The following is a 20330-nucleotide window of genomic DNA, read 5'->3' as shown; positions in this document are numbered from 1 at the left end:
ACGATGGGGAAGAACAATCTCTCAAATCACCCCCTCACTCATAACAACACCAATCAACGCCGCAGCAAATTAACGGCATAGACCGCCGTTTTTCAGCGGCGTGTGCCTGCAGTGGCTTGCGGTGTGCCCCACTTGTCTTATCATCCTGCGGACCGTCACCGGGCTGCTGGTGACGTCACTTCAATTCACGCAGTTTCTGCCGGGACTGTCCCATCGGTAACGCAAAAAGTATGGAGAAATCATGTCGGGTCATGGCTATGAATCGGGTCGTCTGAACCTGCCCTTTGTCGGCATCGCGACCTTTGGCAAGAAGCCCTATGTCGAGAACTGGGACAAAATTGATGCCGATGTCGCCATCCTTGGCGCTCCGTTTGATTTCGGATGCCAGTACCGTTCGGGCGCCCGGTTCGGACCACGTGCCGTGCGCGAGGCCTCAACCCTGTTCAGCTTTGGCCACGCCGGAGCCTATGACCACGAGGACGACGCCACCTATCTGGGCGGCGATGTGCGGATCGTTGATCTGGGCGACGCCGATATCGTTCACACCAAGACCCGGGAAAGTCACACCAATATCGAATACGGGGTGAAAAAGATCCTGGACGCCGGTGCTCTGCCGGTGACAATCGGAGGCGATCACTCGGTCAACATTCCCTGCATCCGTGCTTTTGCCGATGATTGCGAAAAGAACGGCCCCATTCACGTGGTCCAGATCGACGCGCATCTGGATTTCGTGGACGAGCGCCATGGCATCACCGAAGGTCACGGCAACCCGATGCGGCGGGCGATCGAAAAGGATTATGTCTCGGGGATGACGCAGCTGGGCATCCGCAACGTGTCCTCGACCGCCAAGGAAGGCTATGAAGATGCCCGCGCCCGGGGCTCGGATATCCTGTCAGTCCGGCAGGTGCGTAAACTGGGACCGGATGGTGTTCTGGACCGCATCCCCGAAGGTGCACGCTATTATGTCACCATCGATATCGATGCGTTCTGCCCCTCCATCGCGCCGGGAACCGGAACGCCCAGCCATGGCGGGTTTCTGTACTATGACGTGTTGGAGATCCTTCAGGGGTTGAGCAAGCGCGGCAATGTGGTCGGCATCGACTTGGTCGAAGTTGCCCCGGCTTATGATCAGACGGAAAGCACGCAAATTCTGGCGGCGCAGGTCCTGCTGAACTTCCTTGGCTTCATCTTCCACAACCGAAAGTAAGGACTAACCCAGATACGCGCGCAGGCTGGGTGGCGGGTTGTCGAACAACTGCGCTGTCGCCGCAGGCGGGTGCGCCCGTTCGTCGGCCACAAGCACGGTCTGGTCGGCAATGCGGCGGGCGTCCCGCGGATCATGGCTGACCATCAGCAGGGTTGTTCCGGTCTCGGCCAGCAACCCCTCAACAAGGTCCAGCATTTCGACCTTTAGCGCCGGCCCCAGCGCCGCAAAAGGTTCGTCCAGCAACAGGATTTCCCGCCGTTGCACCAAAACCCGGGCCAAAGCGACCCGGCTTTGTTGCCCACCCGACAGCTCGGCCGGTTTGCGTCCTTCAAGCCCGGGCAGCACCACGCGGGCCAACGCGGTCTGGACCTGCGATTGTTCCTCTGCCGATAGGCGTCCGTTGGGACGCAGGCCCAGGGCAACGTTCTGCTCGACCGTCAGATGCGGAAACAGATTGCCATCCTGAAACAGCATCGCCAATGGCCGTTTTCCCGGTGCAAGATCAGAAATGCGCTGACCCTGCCACAGGATTTGCCCCTGTTTGAGCGCGCGAAACCCGGCGAGTGCCTCAAGCAACGTTGACTTGCCTGCCCCGGACGGGCCGACAATGGCGACACTGGCCCCGGCCTCGACCTCGAAGTCGGCCTGCAAGGCGAAACCGCCATTCTCAATGATGCAACCGTCAAGTTTCAGCATGTAATCGCCCTCCGCGATCCAATAGCCAGAACGCCCCCATCGACAGCAGCAAAAGCAAAAGCGCCGCCCCGGCCGCCGCCTGCATCTGATAGGCCCCCATCAGCCGGTAAATCTGCAGAGGCAAAGTCGCAATCTGCGGATCAGCGAACAGTGCGATGACACCGAGATCCCCCATGGACAGAGCAGCGGCAAGGCCTGCGGCAAAGCGGATTTGTGGCTGCATTCGGGGCAGAAGAACTCGGGTAAAGAAGGCCTTTTTGTTCATGTCCAGCGACAGTGCCAAACGCCCGTGGCGGTTGACTACATCCCGCGCTGCGGGCACCAGAATGCGCAACGCGAACGGCAGCGCCATGACCGCGTTCACCAGCGCCGTCACCGGCAACGCCAGTGTGGTCGGGTTGGCCACCGGGCGGATCAGGATGAACAGGCCTGTGCCGATCACCAAAGGCGACGCCGCCAGCCCCAGAACACCGCTGAGTTCTACGATCCCGTACCGCCCGGTTGCTACGGCCATGGCCATGGGCAGCGCCAACATCAACAGAACAGCCGTACTGGCCGCCGCCACCAAGACCGAGGTCAGCGCGGCACGGAACACAAGTGACGGCATCTCGAACACCCCCGAAATCCCCGAAATCACCACCGCCGCCAAGGGAAGCAGCAGAAACGCCGCTGCCGCGACAATCCAGAACGCATCAAACACCGGCGCACCGCCATCCCAGCGGCGGATGGCCCGGTCCAGCCCGACCCCGAACCCGTCTCCGCGCGAGAACTTTAGGGCCGCCAGTGCAGCCGCTGCGGTCAACGCCAGCTGCAAGGCGGACAATAGCGCCGCCCGGCCAAGGTCGAAATCATAGGTAAAAGACTGATAGATCGCGAGCTCAATCGTTGTTGCCCGCGGCCCCCCGCCCAATGTTAGCGCTACGGCAAAGCTGGTCAGGCAAATGGCAAAGATAACCGCCAGAACGCCCGGCAGAATGCGCCGCAGCATCGGCAACTCGATCAGGCGGAAGATCGCCTTCCCGTCACAGCCAAGCTGCGCGGCCAATCTGAAGCGTTCGGCGGGGATTTCCTGCCAAGCCTGCAGGATCAGCCGCGTGGCCAGCGGCAAGTTGAAAAAGACATGTGCCAGCACGACGCCATGCAACCCGTAAATCCGCATTGGCGGCAGGCCAAAAAGCCCCAAAATGTCCGACAGCCAGCCCGCGCGGCCAAAGACCTGCAACAGCCCGAGGATCGCCACGATGACGGGCAAAATAAACGGCGCCCCTAACAGTGCAATCAACACCCGCCGCCCCAAAAATCGCCGCCGGGCCAGTGCCCGCGCCACCGGAACCGCCAATGCCGCGCTGAACAGGGCCGACAACACCGCCTGCACAAGCGTGAACCGCAGCGCGGACCAATCCGCAGGGCCGAATCCACCCGCTGCATCGGCCCGCAAGGCAACGGCGGCAAGTGTCCCCAAGATCAGCGCGGCAACCAAAGCCGCCGCGCCAACGCCCAGCCACGGGCTTACTGGCTGAGCGCGCTGAGCCATTCCGCAAGCGCCTGATCCCGCACCACCGCAGCCTCATCCGGAGAAAACAGCAGGGATTTGTCCGGCTGAATCAACGTGTCGAACCCCTCGGGCAGACCGGCTGCCGGAGTAACCGCCGGGTACATCCAGTTGGTGGTCGGAATGATCTGCTGGAACGCGTCCGAGACCATGAAGTTCAGAAATTGATCCGCCAGCTCAGGCTGATCGGTTCCGGCCAGCTTGGCCGCAACTTCGACCTGCATGTAGTGACCTTCGTCAAAAGCAGCCGCCGCTTTGCTGGCGTCTTCCTCGGCGATCAGGTGATAGGCGGGCGAAGTCGTGTAGCTGAGGACCATGTCTGCCTCACCTTCAAGAAACAGCCCATAAGCCTCGGACCAGCCCTTGGTCACGGTGACGATATTGTCCGACAGAGCGGCCCAGATGTCTGCCGCCTCATCGCCATAAGCCGCCTGGACCCACAACAACAACCCCAGACCGGGGGTAGAAGAGCGTGGGTCTTGGATGATGATCTTGGTATCGCCCTCGGCCAGTTCGCGGAAATTCGCAGGCGCCGCAGCATCCGCGTTATGGACAAAGGCGAAATAGCCCCAGTCATAGGGCGCGAACACGTCATCCGTCCATTCGATCGGCAGCGCATATTCGGCACTGACTGCGCTTGGGGCAAACAGGCCGGTTTCCTTGGCTGCGGTGATCAGGTTGGTGTCCAGCCCCAGCACCACGTCCGCGTCCGAGTTCTCACCCTCAAGCCGGATACGCGACAGAAGCGCCGCGCCATCTTCGACGCCGACAAGGTTCAGATCACAGTCACAGACCGCCTCAAACGCCTCTTTCACCTGCGGGCCCGGGCCCCAGTCCGAGACAAAGCTGTCATAGGTATACACGGTCAACTGAGGTTTATCGGCCGCAACGGCCGTAGTCGCACTCAGAAGTCCCGCAGCAATCATCAGATGTTTCATGTCATCCTCCATTGCGGCGAGAGGGCAAGGATGGATGAATCCGTCACCTTTCCCTCCGCCGGTTCTAGCCGGTTCAGGTTCAACGGGTTCGCCAACGGCATCTCAGCGTGGCAGGCCACGCACCCCGAGGTGAGGCTCTGACTAGGCGGGAACCGACCAAAAGACAACCCGTTTCGCAGGCTGCCCATTGGTCGGGTTCGACTTATTCCGCCGCAATGGCCGGATCAGACGCAACACTGATCGGCGCCCAGTTCAGACCCCCGGTATAGCGCCACGCCAGCTTGCCCTGGTCGTCCATGGCGATCAGATGCAGCCAGCGGTTGTCGAACAGCGCGCGCACCTGCGGGTGCCGGTCAAGAATGTCCGACATCGCCTCGGGCGGAGCTTCGATGACCACCGACAGGCGCAGCGGATCATGTTGATAGCTTTCGCCGTCATGGATCGATTGCCACGGCAAGCCCGGACGGGGGGCACCGTTATTGCCCTCAAGCACACCGATACCACCGACCACATTGTGCAGCAGCTTGTTGCCACCACCGAACAGGGCGGGCGCCACGGTCGAGCCATAATATTGCAGGCTGATCCAGCTGACGACCACCACCGGGGCGGTCATGATCAGTTCCAGCACACCAAAGCTGTCATCCTTGCGCCAATCGTAGTTGTGCAGGAAGGCCTGCCCCGCCAAATCCGCCCCATCCGTGCGTTGGCGCGGGGCTGCGACAAAGGTCCGGCACCCGGCCAGTCCCCATTCGGGGCGGGTCTCAGCCCAGTCCTGTGCACGGCGCTGAATATCTGTTGCGTAGTTGGCGCGCGGCAGACGTGCCGCGCGTTCGGCCCGGGTAAGCTGCCCGGCCGCATCCAGCCAGGTTTTCACCTGCGCCAGATCAACGGTCCCGTCGCCCGGCGGCAAGTCCTTTTCATACAGGCCGACCCGATCGGTTGTGGTCGAGTGCATTGCTGCGACAAACAGGGTGTCGGCTGGGATGTCGATCCCCTGCCCCACCAACCCCGAACGGACCTGCGCATCGTTCAGCAGCCCGGCCAATAGCCGCGCGTTCACGTCGCCCGCATGACCTCCGCATGCGCCACAGTGCAGCGCACTTTCATGTGGGTTGTTGGTCACCTCGGCCCCGTGCCCGACCAGCAGAACGATCCTTGCGAAATTGTCGGTCAGAGACATCGCCGTCAGAACCGTCTTTGCCATGCCTATGCGGGTACCCAAATCGATGTTCGGGTCCAGTTGCGGTGCCGGGTCAACCTTAGACTTTCCGGCAACCCCCAATGCGTCGCGCATCAGCTTCCCGGTATACAAGGGCCCGGTCGCCTCGACAAAAGCAAACGAGGATACAGCCGCCAGCTTGAACCGGCCCCAGGCCCGCTTGGCCCGTGCCGAGTAACGACGGGCCAAGTCCGCACCCGCCGGTTCTCTGGCCTGAGAGCACACGGACGGCTGTAACAATACTGGGCCATGGACCTCGGTGACATCCGACCCCGCCGCCTTATGCGCACTGGCAAGGCCAAAAAACCCTGCAAAGCCAAGCGTTTCGATCCCGGTATCCTGCGCCTCAAGCGCGCGGCGGAACACCTCAGACCGGACGTCGATGCAGAACGCGGCCTGAACCTGCGCCCGACCGTCGGCTTTGCGCCCGGTGCCCGACTGCAGCCTTTCGGCCAATGCGCGCTGTTGTGCCCGTTCGGCGGCCTCCTGCAGGACCGCGTCGATGACTAAATCCGTGGTCGGCGTCACCGGTGCCGCATGTGCGGCCACATTCTCTGCCCACCGCTCGGCGATCTGATCTTCGTAAAGCGCGAACAGCGCCTCATCGAACACCATCCGCACGGCCAACAGCTCGGTCACGGTATTGTCCTGTTCGCCCTTCAGCTCAGCCTCCCACTGCAAGTAGCGCGCGTATTGCGCCCATCCGCCCAAGGTAGTCAGCCAGCGATGATAGGCGGTAGCGGCTGCCTCGGTGCTGAGGCCCAGCCGTTCGGACGACCGGCCAATTGCCCGCCAATGCGACCGGTTGGTACCTGCAACGAAAGCGCCGAACCCGGTCAGACCCTGAATTTCCGGCGTCAGATCGCGAGAGGCAAACTCGCGCCAGGCGCTGAAAGCCCCTCCGGTCCGGGCCTGTTGCCACAAAGCCTGCCCCTGATCGAAATGGCTGGCCGCCCAGATGCCGATGCGATCCTCAATCAGGGCAGGCCAGTCCGTACCGGAAACCTCGGCCGCCAGTTCAGCCACAGTGGGTAAGGCTTCGGTATGCGGTGCCTCCGTTTTCAGCGAAATCATGACATCCTTAAGGCTTGGGACGTTGAACGGCCCCTCAATTGAGGCAAGCGCATCCAGAATGTCCGCCTCGGTCATCTCACCCGTACGCAGCTTTTCAGTCCAATGTGTCCGATCAGGTGTGATTCGGCTGCCCGCAACCCGCGCCAACCGCGCTGAGGTCACGGCAAGCGGTTCATCGCTCTGGCCCAGAAACGGGTTCACCGCGACATTCGAGGACAGAGGGAACAAGGGCGGGATCGCATAAGCGGCGGATTTGGCTTCGGCCACCAGTTCCAGCAGTGGCGCGGTATACGCTTCGAGCTTTGCAAACATCGGTTCAGTTCCTTTCAGGCTGCGGACCGTCTGGACCAACCGTCCAGAAACTTGTCGAAAATCGCGTTGGCATAAAGACCGTTTGACAGGTGAACCCTCAGGCCCGCCGCCGCCGGGTGCGCCGCCCATAGCGTGAAAGTCGCCTGCGCCACCGCAACGAACCCAAAACTCAGCAAGGCCAGCACGATCAGCGCCCATTCCAGCGGTCCCGGCGCGGGGGTGGCGGGCAAGGCTCCGGCGGTCACATGCTGCGCAGTGACCTGCAGCCCGAAGTAACTGACCGAGGTCACCAGCGCATAGACCGCCGTGCGCTGTGTCAGCTGACGCGGCGCGGCATCGGCAAAGCCCTGCGCCAGCAGGTAGGCCACGCCAAAGATCAGGATGACGCCAAGAGTAATGGCCTGAACCGACTTGCCGTCAAAGCCCAGCACCGTCCCGACCAGAGCATAGATCACGATCGCTGTCCCAAAAGCCCTTAGCACGTTACTTGCACTGGGCACCGCAATGGGTCCGGGGCGGTGAATGGCAGCAACGTTTTTCACCGCCTCACCCGAGCTGAGGAACGCATGCGCTTTGTACAGCGAATGCGCTACGATATGCAGCAGCGCCAGTGGAAACAGCGCAAGGCCACACTGCATAACCATGAATGCCATCTGCGCAATGGTGGACCAGGCCAGCGAGGTTTTGACCGCAGGTTGGGTCAGCATCACCAACCCACCAAACAGCGCGGTGAACCCACCCAACATCACCAGCAGGGCCATCACTCCGGGCGCCGCCAGCATGACATCGGCAAAGCGGATCAAGAGGAATCCACCCGCATTTATCACACCCGCATGCAGCAGGGCCGAAACCGGCGTCGGTGCCTCCATCACCTCGGTCAGCCAGCCATGCACAGGGAACTGGGCCGAGGCCAGAACTGCCGCGACTGCGATCAACAGCGCCGCCGTCGTGGTCAGCCAGTTGGACTGAACCGTCGTCAGGATCGTGTGGATATCGGTGGTTCCGGATGCCGCGATCAACAGAACCACGGCTAAGGCCAAGGCGCATTCACTCAGCCGTGCAACAAGTGCCTTCTTGTGTGCGGCGCGTTGAGCAGTTGCGCGGTCCGGGTAAAACAGCAGTAGCTTGTGCAGAACCAGACTGGTGGTGGTCCACGCAACCAACAACTGGATCAGGTTGCCCGACATAACCAACATCAGGACCGAGGCCAGCGCCAGGGCCATCCATTGGGTGAACATCCCCTGTCTTGCCTCGCCATCCATATAGGTCGCTGAATAGCGCAGGACGATCCAGCCAATGAAGCTGACCAGCACCAGCATCACCGCGCTAACCGCGTCCAGCCGGACTGACAGCCCCACGCCGAAAGCTCCGATCAGGGCTGAAGTGCCAGGGCCGTAGATCACCAATAAAATGGCGGCGGCGGAGGCGATCACAAAGGCGGCAAAGGCCGCGGCTTCGGCCAGTTTCGGTACTCGGCCAGGGCGCAGGCCCGGATGACGCCCGGCATAGAATGCAGCAGCGATCAAAATCAGCGGGCTGAGAAGCGGCAGATAGAGATACAACATGGTGACATGTCCCTGGATTATCCGTTTGGGACAATCTGTTAGGACAGATTCTGTGTCATTAAAAATTCATTGTTCTTACTTTTTCGTTCTATTATTTAGAACGATATGCCACTGAACTATCATCACCTGCGGTATTTCTGGGCCGTGGCCCATGACGGAAACCTGACCCGCACGGCCCAACGGCTGAACCTGTCGCAATCCGCCTTGTCGGTGCAAATCAAGCAATTGGAGGAACGGCTGGGCCACAATCTTTTCGAGCGTCGCGGTCGTCAATTGTACCTCACCGAGGCCGGACGCATCGCCCTGGACCACGCGGATGCGATTTTTTCGACAGGACAGGAACTTGTCGCCACTCTGACCGAGACGGTGCAAACCCGCAAAGCACTGCGCGTGGGGGCCTTGGCGACCCTGTCGCGCAACTTTCAGATCGGGTTTCTACGCCCCATCCTGTCGCGTCCGGATGTCGAGGTGATCCTGCGATCCGGAAGCCCGACCGAGTTGATGGAGGGGCTTGAGACGCTGAACCTCGATCTGGTTCTGATGAATCGTCTCCCACCGGATGACAGCCTTACCCCGTTTGAGACTCACCAGATCGCCGAACAGCCCGTCAGCATCGTCGGCACCCCTGACCGGCTGGACCCCAAAACACCGATCAAAGAACTTTTGAACACGCAACCTTTCATCCTGCCAACCACCGACAACAGTGTGCGCACCGCGTTTGATGCCATGGCCAGTCGTTTGTCGGAACGCCCGCAAGTCGCGGCCGAGGTTGATGACATGGCGATGATGCGACTATTGGCGCGCGAGAATATCGGGCTGGCCCTTGTGGCGCCCATCGTCGTAACGGACGAACTGAATTCAGGGCGGCTGGTCGAAGCGCAGGAACATCCGCGCATCAAGGAAGCCTTCTACGCCGTCACGCTGCGCCGCCGTTTTCCAAACCCATTGGTTCAGGACCTGCTGTCACACGATCCTGATCCCATGCTTTTGCCCTGACCGTTACGAGCGGCAGAAATCGAACTCTTATGCATAGTGACGGGCAACCAAAATGCTTTGGTTCAATCGCGCGCAGTTCGGGCGCTCCGGCGCTGTATCGGTCCTTGGCAAACGGGCAGCGCGTGTGGATCCGGCACCCGGACGGAGTGGCCAGCGGGTTGGGGATTTCGCCCCGAAGCGGGATCGGATCAAACCCCGCATCCGGGTCGGAGGTGGAGATCGCATACTGCAGAGCATGGATATAGGGGGTGTTTCGGCGCGATGAACAGCATTTCGGTCGGGGCGCATTCGGCGAGTTTCCCGAAATAGAACACCGCAACCCGGTGCGACATCTGCGCCACGATGCTCCGATCGGAAGTGACGAACAGGAACGAGACACCCATCTCGGCCTGGATCGACACATTCAAGACTGAAACGCTTTCGTCGCAGACCACGGATTTCGGTTTTGAGACCAGCGCGCGGGCGATGCAGTTCCGCTGGCGCTGACCACCCGAGACCGCATGCGGAAAGCAGCGCAGGTGTTCAAGGTTCAGCATGCAGCGCGCCGCGATCTCGCGCACGCGGGAATCGATCTGTTCTCCTTTATCTTGCCCGCGGCCACGAAAGGCTCGGTAATGATTTCGTACACGTTCATGCGCGGGTTCAACGAGTAATACGGATCCTGAAACACCAGTCTCAACTCGGGCAGGAACGCACGCAGCAGGTCACCGACCAGTGTAAGCACTTTGATGCCGTCGCCGCCCTCGCTGAAGGCCATGTTCATCTTGGACCGGACATTGCGCAGCTCGGACTCGTACGCATGCGCCAGATCGACGTCACCCTTTTTCTTGCGGTGAAAGATCACTTCGACATCGGTCGGATCGATCGCGCGCTGAATGGCGCGGCCGACGGTGGTCTTGCCCGAGCCGGACACGCCCACCAATCCCACGCTCTCTCCGCGTTTGACGTCCAAGCGCACCCCATCGACAGAGCGCAGCATCTGTACCTGTGTCTTGAACAGTTTGCGGGCATAGATCGGGCCGTGGACGGACAGGTCCTTGACCTCAGTCATCATATCGCTTTGGGGACCATGTCGCGCTCCGATCTTTGTCGCCGCGCGCCAGCAGCGCACAGTGAGGCTGGGCATCGGGGAAGTTTCAACAGGTTCTTTCGCATCGCAGATGCCGGAGGTGGCCAGTGTGCATCTAATGTGAAACGGGCAGCCGGTTCGTGGGGCTGGGAATATCACCCGTCACCGGTTTCAGCCGGTCATGCAGATGCTCGAAGCTGAGGATCACGTCCAGCAGACCTTGCGTTCAGGGGTGCTGCGGGTTGCGAACAACCTCGCGCGTGAGGCCGCGTTCTACGATGGTGCCCAGATACACCACCACCGCATCATCGGCGACCTGAGCGATCACACCCAGATCGTGCGTGATGAAGATCATGCCCATCCCCAACTCACGCTGCAATTCGCGCATCAGGTCGAGCACTTGCGAATGAGTGTTCGCGACCATCGCGCGATGTAGTGGCCGCGCTTGTCGGTATAGGTTGTCCGAATGCTTTCCTCCAACATCGCGGTGCCGGGCTGCAGTTGCATCAGGACTTTGGCCGAGATCGCATTGCCCGATCCGGATTCGTTGACCAAACTCAGAATGCGGCCCGCCTTAACCGCGAAGGTGACGCCTTGAACACGCGCGATCACGCCCTCATCCGTACGGAAGGAATTCGACAGGTTTTCGACGCTGAGCATCGTTGGGGTGTCAGTTTGCCTCTGAATAAGGGTAGGCGACATCTCACAACCCGTCACCGATCTCGGCAAAGGCCAGCACGGCAACAACCACGAACACCGCCGGGAATGTACAGCCACGGGGTCTGTTCGATGGCCCGCACCGATTGCGCCTGCCGCAACAGGACTCCCCTCGATACCGAGGGCGTTCACAGGCCGAGCTTAACGAAGGGCAGCGCTACATCCGACAGGATCATGTTGGGGAAACTGATCACCAGATCGACGATGATAACGCTGGCAGAGCTGGGCGGCATATGCTGGTCGATGATCCGGCTTGTAACTCCATCAGAAGACAGCGCTTTGGTAAAGATCCAGGCGGCTGCTGGACGGTTCATGCGTTCGCACTGCGATCACCGATGAATACTTCACTACCCACCTGTTGAGAGTGGCGTGGTCCACTTGTACGCCGCGTTCGGCATGATCTCTTCCAAACTCCGATACGACACTGTGTTCCGCAAACAGAAGTACAGAGCGCACAAAACTGCACCCTTCGGGAAATGGCAGCCTTTCAAAGAGACCATGCTGAAATCTGTGAAAGAAACACACACTGAGACCAAACGTCGGGACCTGCGCGCTCGTCAATCCAGACAATAAAGTTGGCGACGGATCCCGGCAAATTGGTGGTCCGGTTTCAGATGACCGAGTCACCAAGTCTGTGTCGCATGAGACCTAAGTCGCTCAGACCAAGGTACAATATCGAAACTTTGTTCTGCTTCCTATGTTTGGCCCAGCACCGGTCCGGTGCCTGAACCAATGAGGATTGAGGCCATGGGATTCGCTGCATTTCTTGGAACTCTTTTAAAGGGGAGGAATGACATGAACATTCAAAACGTACAGGTCAGCACTGCGCTGGACACCTCGCATCTTGGCGTCGAATTCCCGTTCAGAGCGCGATATGGCAACTTCATCAACGGTGAATTCGTTGAACCCAAATCGGGCCAGTATTTCGAAAACACCACACCGATCACCAACGAAGTGATCTGCGAAATCGCACGATCGAACGCTGATGACATTGAGGCCGCGCTTGACGCCGCCCACGCCGCGTTCCCGGCCTGGGGCAAGACCTCGACCACCGAACGCGCCAACATGCTGCTCAAGATTGCCGACATCATGGAGGCTAACACCCAGACCCTCGCAACCGCTGAAACTCTGGACAACGGCAAGCCGATCCGCGAGTCCATCGCCGCTGACCTGGCGCTGTGTGTCGATCACTGGCGTTACTTTGCCGGCTGCATCCGTGCCGAAGAAGGTCATGTCTCGGAAATCGACGGCGACACCTATGCTTACCACATCCCCGAACCGCTGGGCGTTGTTGGTCAGATTATCCCGTGGAACTTCCCGCTTCTGATGGCGGTCTGGAAACTGGCGCCAGCGCTGGCCGCCGGCAACTGCGTTGTTCTGAAGCCTGCCGAACAGACCCCGGCCTCGATCATGGTTCTGGCTGAACTGATCGCCGATATCCTTCCCGCCGGTGTTCTCAACATCGTCAACGGCTATGGCCTCGAAGCCGGGAAGCCACTGGCCTCTTCCAACCGCATCGCCAAGATCGCCTTCACCGGTGAAACCACCACCGGGCGCCTGATCATGCAATATGCGTCGCAGAACTTGATTCCGGTCACTCTGGAACTGGGCGGCAAATCCCCGAACATCTTCTTTGAAGACGTTATGGAAGCGGATGACGAATTCTTCGACAAATGTCTCGAAGGTTTCACCATGTTTGCCCTGAACCAAGGCGAAGTCTGCACTTGCCCCTCGCGCGCGTTGATCCAGGAATCGATCTACGACGATTTCATTGCCCGCGCTCTGGAGCGCGTAAAGGCGGTCAAGCAGGGCAACCCGCTGAGCATGGATACGATGATCGGTGCGCAGGCCTCGGTCGAGCAGAAGGAAAAGATCGCTTCCTACCTGCAACTGGGCAAGGATGAAGGCGCCGAACTGCTGACCGGCGGCAACGTCTCGACCCTGCCTGACGTCGAAGGTGGCAACTATATCGAACCTACCGTGTTCAGGGGCCACAACAAGATGCGCATCTTCCAGGAAGAAATCTTTGGCCCGGTTCTGTCGGTCACCACCTTCAAGGACGACGCCGAAGCGCTGGAAATCGCCAATGACACGCTCTACGGCCTCGGTGCCGGTGTCTGGACCCGCAACGGCAGCCGCGCGTTCCGGTTTGGCCGTGAAATTCAGGCCGGTCGTGTCTGGACCAACTGCTACCACGCCTATCCGGCCCACGCGGCCTTTGGCGGCTACAAGCAGTCGGGCATCGGTCGCGAGAACCACAAGATGATGCTGGATCACTACCGCCAGACCAAGAACCTTCTGGTCAGCTACAGCCCCAACGCGCTTGGTTTCTTCTAAACAAGCTACGAACAGGCCGTTCCCGCAGTGATACGGGGGCGGCTTTACTCTTTTGTTCGCGAAAGGCCACGTAATGACCGACACCATGACCGTCACCGCGACCGACGCTGCGTTGGAGCTTATTGCGGATCTCAAGAGCCGGTTCGGAGAACACCTGCTGTTTCACCAGTCGGGCGGATGCTGTGACGGTTCGGCCCCAATGTGTTTTCAGCAAGGCGACTACATAGTCGGGGACAACGATGTTCTGGTCGGTAAGATTGGTGATGTTCCATTCTACATGAACGCCGATCAATACGAACGCTGGAAACACACGAACCTGATCGTCGATGCGATTGAAGGGATCGGCGGCATGTTCTCGCTTGAAAATGGATCAGGGCGGCGCTTCCTGACGCGGTCGAATGTCTGTTTGCGCTAGGTGTACCGTGTTCGGCAGACGCGTGCGGACACAATGAAACGCCAAGCATTGAACGAGAGTAATCCATTGCTCTAACCCGCTGGCCGGAGCCGCGTAACAGGCATCCAAGCAGACTTATAACTCAGAGCCTGCCAACGCATCTTCCAGAAATCCGCGAAGTTCGCCCGGGTCAATCGGTTTGTAGAACAAAGCCACATCGAGCGTTTCGCAGATCCCCTGCAGATCGCGTGATCGGTTGGCGGTCACCAGACAGGCCGGCACCGGACCATGTACGGCGCGGATCGAGTTAATCGCATCGATACCGAGCGCCCCGTCATCCAGTTGATAATCGGCGATGATTACGTTCGGAGCAGTATCGACTTCGCGAAGTAGTTCTTGTGCCTCGTCCAGGTTTGCACAGGGCAACACGTCCAGCCCCCAATTGTCCAGGGTGATGGTCATGGCCGAGCGCAGTTCGGCGTCGTTTTCGATCAGCACAGCGATCTGGTGTTCCAGTGATTTGCCGCTTGAGGCGGGAATTTTAGCGGGCTGTTTGCTTGGGGTCGCCACGCTGAGCGGCAGTTCAACTTTAAAGCAGGTGCCGTGCCCTACATGCGAGGAAAGGTGCAGCGGGTGTTGCAGAAGGCGACAGGCGCGTTCGACAATGGCGAGACCAAGGCCCATGCCCTCGGTCGGATTGGCGGTAGCGTTCAGGCGGTGGAACTCATAAAACACTTTCTCCTGCTGATCCTCAGGGATGCCCGGGCCCGTGTCCCAGACTTCGACCCGGACCGAACCCGAACCTCGCCGCACACCGACCAACACCTTACCATGTTCCGTATAGCGAATTGCGTTCGATACAAGGTTCTGAAGGATGCGGCGCAGGTAGGATGCGTCGCTTTCCACCCACGCGTCACAGTTGACCAGTCGAAACTCCAACCCTTTTTTCCGGGCCAGCGGTTCCAATTCATCGTTCAGCTGGGTCAGCATATCCCGGAGGTTGATCGACGAGACGTCGACCGAAGCGAGGCCTGAGTCCAGTTTGGAAATATCCAGCAGGGCCGCGAGGATCTGCTCGACACTGACCAGCGCATTGCTGACTTTGGATACGCGTTCGCGGAGTTCGGATCGTTGCAGATCGCAATCGAGCGATGCCACGTATAGTTTTGCAGCTGAAAGTGGTTGCAGCAGGTCGTGGCTGGCCGCGGCGACAAAGCGCGATTTCGAAGCATTCGCCCGCTCGGCTTCGGACAAAGCGTCCTCAAGGTCCAAGGTACGTGTGGCCACGTGCTGTTCGAGGGTTTCGTTCGCTTGCCTGATCGCGCGGACAGCCGCCCGCTCCGCAGTGATGTCGGTAAAGCTGATTACGAATCCCTGATCGGGCATCTGTTGGGCAAAAACGGCGAGGACACGATCGGCGCCAATGCCGATTTCGAAAGACAGCGGAGCGCGCGTGGTCTTGCTCGCCACCCAGGCTTCGACATCGGTATCGTCGGTCGGGCCAAGGAATTTCAGATCGTCACGGATTTCGTGGTAGAACGATGAGAAATAGGTTCCAAGCTGCACGCGGTTTGCCGGTATCGCCAAAAGCTCACCGGCGCGGCGGTTCCAGCCAACAAGCTGCCTTTGGTCGTCAAAGATAAGAACACCCTGATTCAGATGCTCGAGCGTAGCCTTGATCAGCTTTGCCTGATCGTCCAGCAGGCGTTCGCGTTCCTGTAACTCGAGCCGCATCATTTCAGTGATGTCGGTCTGGATGATCACGGTGCCGCCATCCGGAGTGCGATGTTCGCTGACTTGCAGCCAACGGTTGTCGGCCATGCGAACGCTAAAGGCGGCGTGACTATTCTTGTGCTGGGCCAGACGGTAGGCCTCCCAGCCCTGCGGGGTTTCGCCATCGGGTAGCGACAGATAGGGGCTGTGGGCGATCAGGTGGACATAGTTTTCGAAATTCAGCCCCGGCTTGAGCAGATGATAAATATCCCGCATCTGCTTGCTGAACCGACTGTTGCACATGACCAGCGCATCGCTTGGATCGAATAGGGCGAACCCTTCTTTCAACGTCTCGATCGCATTGGCGAGGTTGGCACGGGCCGCTTCGGTTTCTGCGTTGGCATCAGCCAGTTTAGCGTTCGAGACGTTCAACAGATCCAACGCGTGCTCGAGTTCCTTGGTGCGCGAGCGCACTTCCTCTTCAAGCATCACGGCCCGCTGAAACTGGGTGTAGGCGGCACCTGAGGCTTCGGAACTCTGTTCGACCCGCCGCATCAGCGTCTCGGTGATTTTCAGCAGTTTTTCGTTCTGACGCTCGAGCGTGTCCCGGGGATCGATCAGTTCGCTGGTCATGGTTCAGCCATCCTCGGGCGGATAAATCGCGACACCGGTGAGCGTCTGATTCACATGCATCGAGTTGACCTGTTCGCCATAGGTGGAAAAGCCGACAACCCGGTTTTCCCCGAGCACCCGTGAGATGTCGGTTGTCATCTGTTTCTGTTGGGCTTCGAGGCGGCGCAGGATGCAATCGCAGGCCAGCACGATTTCCGGCTGTTTCTGGTCCGACAGGGCCGCCATTTCACGGGACAGATGCGTGACCATATTCTCGGCATCGGCCAGCGTGAGGACGACTCCCTCGTCAATGGCCGAGAAAAACACCAGATCGCCGTTTTCGGCCACCTGCTGGATCGCACGCACGTGGTGCTGATCACCGATTTGCACCACCACCGGATGGGCCGCAAAGGTAAAGGTCGTCAGTTGCTCGGGATCCTTGTCGAGCAGACGTGCGTATTCCCGCGCCGCCGGTTCGGCATTTATCTCGTGGACGATGCGCCGGGCCGGGTCGGCTCCGGTCACCACCATGCGTTTCTGGGCCGGGATGAGGTGGTCGGTCTTGAAGACGTGGATAGGGCAGCGGCTGCGAACCTGAATGAGAATGGCGGCGTTTGAATGCGCGCGCCCACCATGCAGTACATAAGTTTTTCCGAAATCAGTGCCGTCGCCTGCCGAACCGCCAAAAAAGGGGACCGGTCCGAGTCCGACGGACAGTTGCGACGTAAGCATATCTTCCTTGGTGGACAGTCCGTCGATTAACAGAAAGGTAAAATCCGAGATCCAGCCCGGCGTTTCCCGCGCCATATGGTTTCGGTTGCGGATCATGCGCTCGATCAGGTTCTGGGCGTCAAACCGATCGAGATCGTCGATCAGGATGGTCCGGGTGTGAAAGTGGGTTTGCGGAAACCCGACAGCCACGATCTGGCCATCCGTATAGCCTCTTTCGCCGATCTCTCCGGCCGTGGTGCAACCAACCACCTGTGCCGGCGCAAAAACCCGCTGGGCTTCGTCGATCAGGCGGGACACATCAGTTTCCGGGGACAAAAATAGTAAGACCAGGGACAAATCTCCGGGCCTGAGCGCCCTGGCCAGTTGCGCAACCGCATCCGGGGCCAGGCAATCGACTTGTCCAGACCGCACGATTTGTGCCGCCCCGGACAGACCATGAATATGGCCCATCTCATTTCCTCCCCTGAAAACCGCGGGCCAGATTAGCCGTGTGGTGTTTGGTCGTGCAAGACATTTGCAAAGCTGGTCTGCTTTGCGATCAGTACCGCCTGCGTGCGGCTCTGAACACCCAGTTTCCGCATGATCGCGGTGACATGCGCCTTGACCGTGGTTTCGGCAATCGACAGATCATAGGCGATCTGCTTGTTCAGCTTGCCTTCGCAGATCAGCTGCAGAATGCGGCCCTGCTGATTGGTCAGCGATGCCAACCGCTTCATTGCATCGTCTTTTTCGGCCGCGTCCGTTTCTTCGAGCAGCACGCAGTCGGACGGGATGAAGGTTTCCCCGCGCTTCAGTGTTTCCAGCGCCTGATAGAACACGTCTCGCTGGCTGTGCTTAGGGATGTACCCGGCGGCTCCGGCGTGAATTGCCGAGCTGATGATGCGATTGTCGGCCATCGACGATGCCACAAGGATCGGGCATTTGGTGGCGTTGCGCAGACGTAAAAGCCCATCAAGCCCGTTTACGTCCGGCAGGTTCAGGTCGAGCACGATCAGATCCGGTTCAATGCCACGCGAGATCATGTCAAGCGCCCCCTGAAGAGTCGGGGCGGTGTGCATGCTGGTGATCGACGACACAACCTGCAATGTCATCGACAGAGCATCGCAAAACAAGGGGTGATCGTCCACGATTAGGGCGGATTTGAAAGTGATCGCCTGTGCTGTGTCGGTGTTCGCGTGCATTTGAATCCAGATCAGATAGCGTTGCCTGCCATCATACCAAAGTAGCGGGTTAGCAGGATATACGCCTAAAGTCGTAGAACGACAAACGCGCACCTCGGGGGTGCGCGTTCTTGTTTGAATGTATCCGTACCGGATCAGTTGGCTGCAGCCAGTTCCTTGGGCAGCTTGAACGTCCAGACCATGCCACCCTGGTTCAAGTAGTTGACCTTCTTGGCCACTTCACCGCCCCAGAGAGGAACCGCGCCGCCCCATCCCGACACAATCGAGACATATTGTTCGCCGTCCTGCTCCCAGGTGACGGGCTGGCCAACGATGCCCGAACCGGTCTGGAACGACCACAGCTCCTCGCCCGTTTCGTCGTCAAAGGCGATGAACTTGCCTTCCGGCGTTCCGGTGAAGACCAGGCCGCCGGCGGTGGTCATAACGCCGCCCCAAAGCGGCGCGTCGTTCTTGAATTCCCACTTGACCTCCCCGGTATCGGGATCGATCGCCTTGAGGCTGCCGATGTGGTCCTCGTAATTGGGCTTAATGGTGAAGCCTGCGCCCAGATATGCGGCGCCTTTCTTGTACGAGATCGGTTCGTTCCAGATATCCATGCCCCACTCGTTCGACGGGACATAGAAATTTCCTGTGCGCTGCGAGAACGCCATCGGCATCCAGTTTTTGCCGCCCAGGAACGAGGGCGAGGCAAAGATCACATCACCCTTCTTGCCGTCTGCCGCGTCTGCCGGGTTGCCGGGGCGATTTTCCTCGACAAAGATCGGGCGCCCAGTCTCGTCGATGCCGCTGGCCCACGAGATGTCCTTGACGAAAGGCGTGGCGCTGACAAAAGCGCCGTCCTCGCGGTTCAGCACGTAGAAGAAGCCGTTGCGGTCGGCGGTGGCAAATCGCTTGTTGCCTTCGCGGTCGGTATAAGCGACCACTTCGTTGACGCCGTCATAGTCCCAGCCTTCGCGCGGGGTGGTCTGGAAATGCCACTTAATCTCACCGGTTTTCGGGTCGATGCCGATGCGGCTGGCGGCATAGAGATTGTCGCCCTTGTTGCCTTCGGTCGGGGTGCCCGCGTTACGTAGATGACTGTTCCAGGGCGCCGGGTTGCCGGCACCAAAGACAAGCGTATCGGTGTCGGCATCATAGGAACCTCCAAGCCAGGTTGCGCCTCCACCGGTTTTCCACATATCGCCCGGCCAGGTCGCGTTGAGCGTTCCAGTCATGGTGGATTCTTCACCGTTGAGCGTGCCCATGTGACCTTCGATCACCGGGCGGGTCCAAACAAGCTCGCCGGTTTCGGCGTCACGCGCCTGCACTTCACCGATGATGCCGAATTCACCACCCGAGTTACCGGTGACAACCAGACCGTCCACGATCAGCGGCGCGGCGGTATAGGAATAGCCGGCCTTGTAGTCGGCGATTTTCTTACGCCATTTCACGTCGCCGGTTTTCAGGTCCAACGCCACGATGCGGGCATCCAGAGTCCCGAAATAGAAATTGTCGCCATAGATGGCGCCGCCGCGATTGATCACGTCACAACAAGGCAAGATGCCTTCGGGCAGGCGTGCGTCGTACTGCCAAAGCTCTTCGCCAGTGTTCACGTCGATGGCATATACACGGCTGTAGGAACCGGTGATATACATCACCCCGTCATAAATCAGCGGCTGGGTTTCCTGGCCGCGCTGCTTTTCTCCACCCAGGCTGAAGGCCCAGGCGGGGATCATTTTATGGACATTTTCCTTGTTCAGCGTGTCCAGCGGGCTGAAACGCTGCAGGTGGCGTCCCATGCCGTTGGTCACGATCTGCGACGTGACGGACTGGTCATTCCTGATTTCTTCTTCGGTCACTCCGGCGTGGCTCGCGCCAGCCAACATGACCCCTGCAACAGCTGCAGTGATAAAGCGATTCATGTGGGCTCCTCCCATGATGTATCTGTTCTAAAGCCAGGCGCCTAGTCGCGCGGGTTTCCGGCTATGTGCATTATTGGGAACAGGTTGACCCCGGGGTATTGCACAATGGTCGTAA

Annotated in this window: 18 protein-coding genes, 1 pseudogene and 1 riboswitch; of the genes and pseudogenes, 4 read left to right on the top strand and 15 right to left on the bottom strand. The window is 59.5% G+C overall.

The genetic code is table 11. From position 1 onward, the window contains the following. The first annotated feature begins 241 nt into the window (after window positions 1-241). A complete protein-coding gene (gene speB / locus AC2FEE_RS20980; RefSeq protein WP_496867273.1) occupies window positions 242-1207 on the top strand; it encodes an agmatinase in 966 nt (321 codons plus the stop codon). 3 nt (window positions 1208-1210) lie between these two features. Here the strand turns inward: speB and AC2FEE_RS20975 are convergent, their stop codons facing one another. From AC2FEE_RS20975 to AC2FEE_RS20955, 5 genes are all read right to left on the bottom strand, one after another. Then, window positions 1211-1903 (bottom strand): thiamine ABC transporter ATP-binding protein, encoded by a 693-nt coding sequence (locus AC2FEE_RS20975; RefSeq protein ID WP_496867272.1) that lies wholly within the window; start codon window positions 1901-1903, stop codon window positions 1211-1213. Further along, the gene (locus AC2FEE_RS20970; RefSeq protein ID WP_496867271.1) at window positions 1890-3437 is read right to left on the bottom strand and encodes a thiamine/thiamine pyrophosphate ABC transporter permease ThiP; all 1548 of its coding nucleotides are present in this window, start codon (window positions 3435-3437) and stop codon (window positions 1890-1892) included. Before AC2FEE_RS20970 ends, AC2FEE_RS20975 begins: the two co-directional genes overlap by 14 nt. Next, window positions 3413-4393 carry a thiamine ABC transporter substrate binding subunit gene (gene thiB / locus AC2FEE_RS20965; protein WP_496867270.1) on the bottom strand — a complete coding sequence of 327 codons (981 nt, stop codon included), beginning with the start codon at window positions 4391-4393 and terminating at the stop codon, window positions 3413-3415. The genes AC2FEE_RS20970 and thiB overlap by 25 nt, the downstream gene beginning before the upstream one ends. Window positions 4394-4425: 32 nt before the next feature. Beyond that, a riboswitch (TPP riboswitch) is annotated at window positions 4426-4530 on the bottom strand. A 65-nt stretch (window positions 4531-4595) separates the two neighbouring features. Continuing rightward, complete coding sequence (locus AC2FEE_RS20960) at window positions 4596-6998, bottom strand: YbcC family protein (RefSeq protein ID WP_496867269.1); 2403 nt, start codon at window positions 6996-6998, stop codon at window positions 4596-4598. Window positions 6999-7012: 14 nt separating this feature from the next. Next, entirely contained in the window at window positions 7013-8563 is a 1551-nt protein-coding gene (locus tag AC2FEE_RS20955) for a proton-conducting transporter transmembrane domain-containing protein (RefSeq protein ID WP_496867268.1), read from the bottom strand. Between the two features lie 105 nt (window positions 8564-8668). On the opposite strand from AC2FEE_RS20955, the gene AC2FEE_RS20950 reads away from it, so the two are divergent. After that, window positions 8669-9559: a LysR family transcriptional regulator gene (locus tag AC2FEE_RS20950; protein WP_496867266.1), complete on the top strand. Its 891-nt coding sequence runs from the start codon at window positions 8669-8671 to the stop codon at window positions 9557-9559. A 188-nt stretch (window positions 9560-9747) separates the two neighbouring features. Here AC2FEE_RS20950 and AC2FEE_RS20945 read toward each other — a convergent pair whose 3' ends face one another. From AC2FEE_RS20945 to AC2FEE_RS20920, 6 genes and pseudogenes are all read right to left on the bottom strand, one after another. After that, entirely contained in the window at window positions 9748-10119 is a 372-nt protein-coding gene (locus tag AC2FEE_RS20945) for an ATP-binding cassette domain-containing protein (protein WP_496867265.1), read from the bottom strand. Further along, window positions 10089-10685 carry an ATP-binding cassette domain-containing protein gene (locus tag AC2FEE_RS20940; protein WP_496867263.1) on the bottom strand — a complete coding sequence of 199 codons (597 nt, stop codon included), beginning with the start codon at window positions 10683-10685 and terminating at the stop codon, window positions 10089-10091. The genes AC2FEE_RS20945 and AC2FEE_RS20940 overlap by 31 nt, the downstream gene beginning before the upstream one ends. A gap of 169 nt (window positions 10686-10854) precedes the next feature. After that, complete coding sequence (locus AC2FEE_RS20935; protein ID WP_496867262.1) at window positions 10855-11016, bottom strand: hypothetical protein; 162 nt, start codon at window positions 11014-11016, stop codon at window positions 10855-10857. After that, the gene (locus AC2FEE_RS20930; RefSeq protein ID WP_496867260.1) at window positions 11016-11330 is read right to left on the bottom strand and encodes a hypothetical protein; all 315 of its coding nucleotides are present in this window, start codon (window positions 11328-11330) and stop codon (window positions 11016-11018) included. The genes AC2FEE_RS20935 and AC2FEE_RS20930 overlap by 1 nt, the downstream gene beginning before the upstream one ends. Before the next feature lie 143 nt (window positions 11331-11473). Next, window positions 11474-11659, bottom strand: a complete 186-nt coding sequence (locus AC2FEE_RS20925) for a hypothetical protein (RefSeq protein ID WP_496867276.1) — start codon at window positions 11657-11659, stop codon at window positions 11474-11476. A gap of 10 nt (window positions 11660-11669) precedes the next feature. Next, window positions 11670-11845, bottom strand: a pseudogene (locus AC2FEE_RS20920) (IS6 family transposase); the annotation flags it as partial. Window positions 11846-12140: 295 nt separating this feature from the next. Here AC2FEE_RS20920 and adh point away from each other — a divergent pair. Both adh and AC2FEE_RS20910 read left to right on the top strand, forming a co-directional pair. Continuing rightward, window positions 12141-13682, top strand: coding sequence for an aldehyde dehydrogenase (gene adh, locus AC2FEE_RS20915; RefSeq protein ID WP_496867259.1), 1542 nt, complete (start codon window positions 12141-12143; stop codon window positions 13680-13682). A 73-nt stretch (window positions 13683-13755) separates the two neighbouring features. Further along, the gene (locus AC2FEE_RS20910) at window positions 13756-14097 is read left to right on the top strand and encodes a DUF779 domain-containing protein (protein WP_496867257.1); all 342 of its coding nucleotides are present in this window, start codon (window positions 13756-13758) and stop codon (window positions 14095-14097) included. Window positions 14098-14211: 114 nt separating this feature from the next. Here AC2FEE_RS20910 and AC2FEE_RS20905 read toward each other — a convergent pair whose 3' ends face one another. From AC2FEE_RS20905 to AC2FEE_RS20890, 4 genes are all read right to left on the bottom strand, one after another. Next, a complete protein-coding gene (locus tag AC2FEE_RS20905) occupies window positions 14212-16422 on the bottom strand; it encodes a PAS-domain containing protein (protein WP_496867256.1) in 2211 nt (736 codons plus the stop codon). Window positions 16423-16425: 3 nt separating this feature from the next. After that, complete coding sequence (locus tag AC2FEE_RS20900) at window positions 16426-17583, bottom strand: FIST N-terminal domain-containing protein (RefSeq protein WP_496867254.1); 1158 nt, start codon at window positions 17581-17583, stop codon at window positions 16426-16428. Between the two features lie 32 nt (window positions 17584-17615). Further along, the gene (locus AC2FEE_RS20895) at window positions 17616-18314 is read right to left on the bottom strand and encodes a LuxR C-terminal-related transcriptional regulator (protein ID WP_496867253.1); all 699 of its coding nucleotides are present in this window, start codon (window positions 18312-18314) and stop codon (window positions 17616-17618) included. Window positions 18315-18448: 134 nt separating this feature from the next. Further along, the gene (locus tag AC2FEE_RS20890) at window positions 18449-20215 is read right to left on the bottom strand and encodes a PQQ-dependent methanol/ethanol family dehydrogenase (RefSeq protein WP_496867251.1); all 1767 of its coding nucleotides are present in this window, start codon (window positions 20213-20215) and stop codon (window positions 18449-18451) included. Window positions 20216-20330: the final 115 nt, after the last annotated feature.

The organism is Ruegeria sp. YTSC199 (assembly GCF_059609725.1).
The sequence above is the reverse complement of the archived record's forward strand: the minus strand, read 5'-3'. Positions and strand labels throughout refer to the sequence as shown.

What these genes read in the sequence shown, in the direction of transcription:
- AC2FEE_RS20930 (WP_496867260.1), bottom strand. Translation starts at nt 11,330, where the DNA reads ATGTCGCCTACCCTTATTCAGAGGCAAACTGACACCCCAACGATGCTC.
- AC2FEE_RS20955 (WP_496867268.1), bottom strand. Translation starts at nt 8,563, where the DNA reads ATGTTGTATCTCTATCTGCCGCTTCTCAGCCCGCTGATTTTGATCGCT.
- AC2FEE_RS20905 (WP_496867256.1), bottom strand. Translation starts at nt 16,422, where the DNA reads ATGACCAGCGAACTGATCGATCCCCGGGACACGCTCGAGCGTCAGAAC.
- AC2FEE_RS20895 (WP_496867253.1), bottom strand. Translation starts at nt 18,314, where the DNA reads ATGCACGCGAACACCGACACAGCACAGGCGATCACTTTCAAATCCGCC.
- AC2FEE_RS20910 (WP_496867257.1), top strand. Translation starts at nt 13,756, where the DNA reads ATGACCGACACCATGACCGTCACCGCGACCGACGCTGCGTTGGAGCTT.
- AC2FEE_RS20900 (WP_496867254.1), bottom strand. Translation starts at nt 17,583, where the DNA reads ATGGGCCATATTCATGGTCTGTCCGGGGCGGCACAAATCGTGCGGTCT.
- AC2FEE_RS20970 (WP_496867271.1), bottom strand. Translation starts at nt 3,437, where the DNA reads ATGGCTCAGCGCGCTCAGCCAGTAAGCCCGTGGCTGGGCGTTGGCGCG.
- thiB (WP_496867270.1), bottom strand. Translation starts at nt 4,393, where the DNA reads ATGAAACATCTGATGATTGCTGCGGGACTTCTGAGTGCGACTACGGCC.
- speB (WP_496867273.1), top strand. Translation starts at nt 242, where the DNA reads ATGTCGGGTCATGGCTATGAATCGGGTCGTCTGAACCTGCCCTTTGTC.
- AC2FEE_RS20960 (WP_496867269.1), bottom strand. Translation starts at nt 6,998, where the DNA reads ATGTTTGCAAAGCTCGAAGCGTATACCGCGCCACTGCTGGAACTGGTG.
- AC2FEE_RS20950 (WP_496867266.1), top strand. Translation starts at nt 8,669, where the DNA reads ATGCCACTGAACTATCATCACCTGCGGTATTTCTGGGCCGTGGCCCAT.
- adh (WP_496867259.1), top strand. Translation starts at nt 12,141, where the DNA reads ATGAACATTCAAAACGTACAGGTCAGCACTGCGCTGGACACCTCGCAT.
- AC2FEE_RS20940 (WP_496867263.1), bottom strand. Translation starts at nt 10,685, where the DNA reads ATGCCCAGCCTCACTGTGCGCTGCTGGCGCGCGGCGACAAAGATCGGA.
- AC2FEE_RS20935 (WP_496867262.1), bottom strand. Translation starts at nt 11,016, where the DNA reads ATGCGCGAATTGCAGCGTGAGTTGGGGATGGGCATGATCTTCATCACG.
- AC2FEE_RS20890 (WP_496867251.1), bottom strand. Translation starts at nt 20,215, where the DNA reads ATGAATCGCTTTATCACTGCAGCTGTTGCAGGGGTCATGTTGGCTGGC.
- AC2FEE_RS20975 (WP_496867272.1), bottom strand. Translation starts at nt 1,903, where the DNA reads ATGCTGAAACTTGACGGTTGCATCATTGAGAATGGCGGTTTCGCCTTG.
- AC2FEE_RS20925 (WP_496867276.1), bottom strand. Translation starts at nt 11,659, where the DNA reads ATGAACCGTCCAGCAGCCGCCTGGATCTTTACCAAAGCGCTGTCTTCT.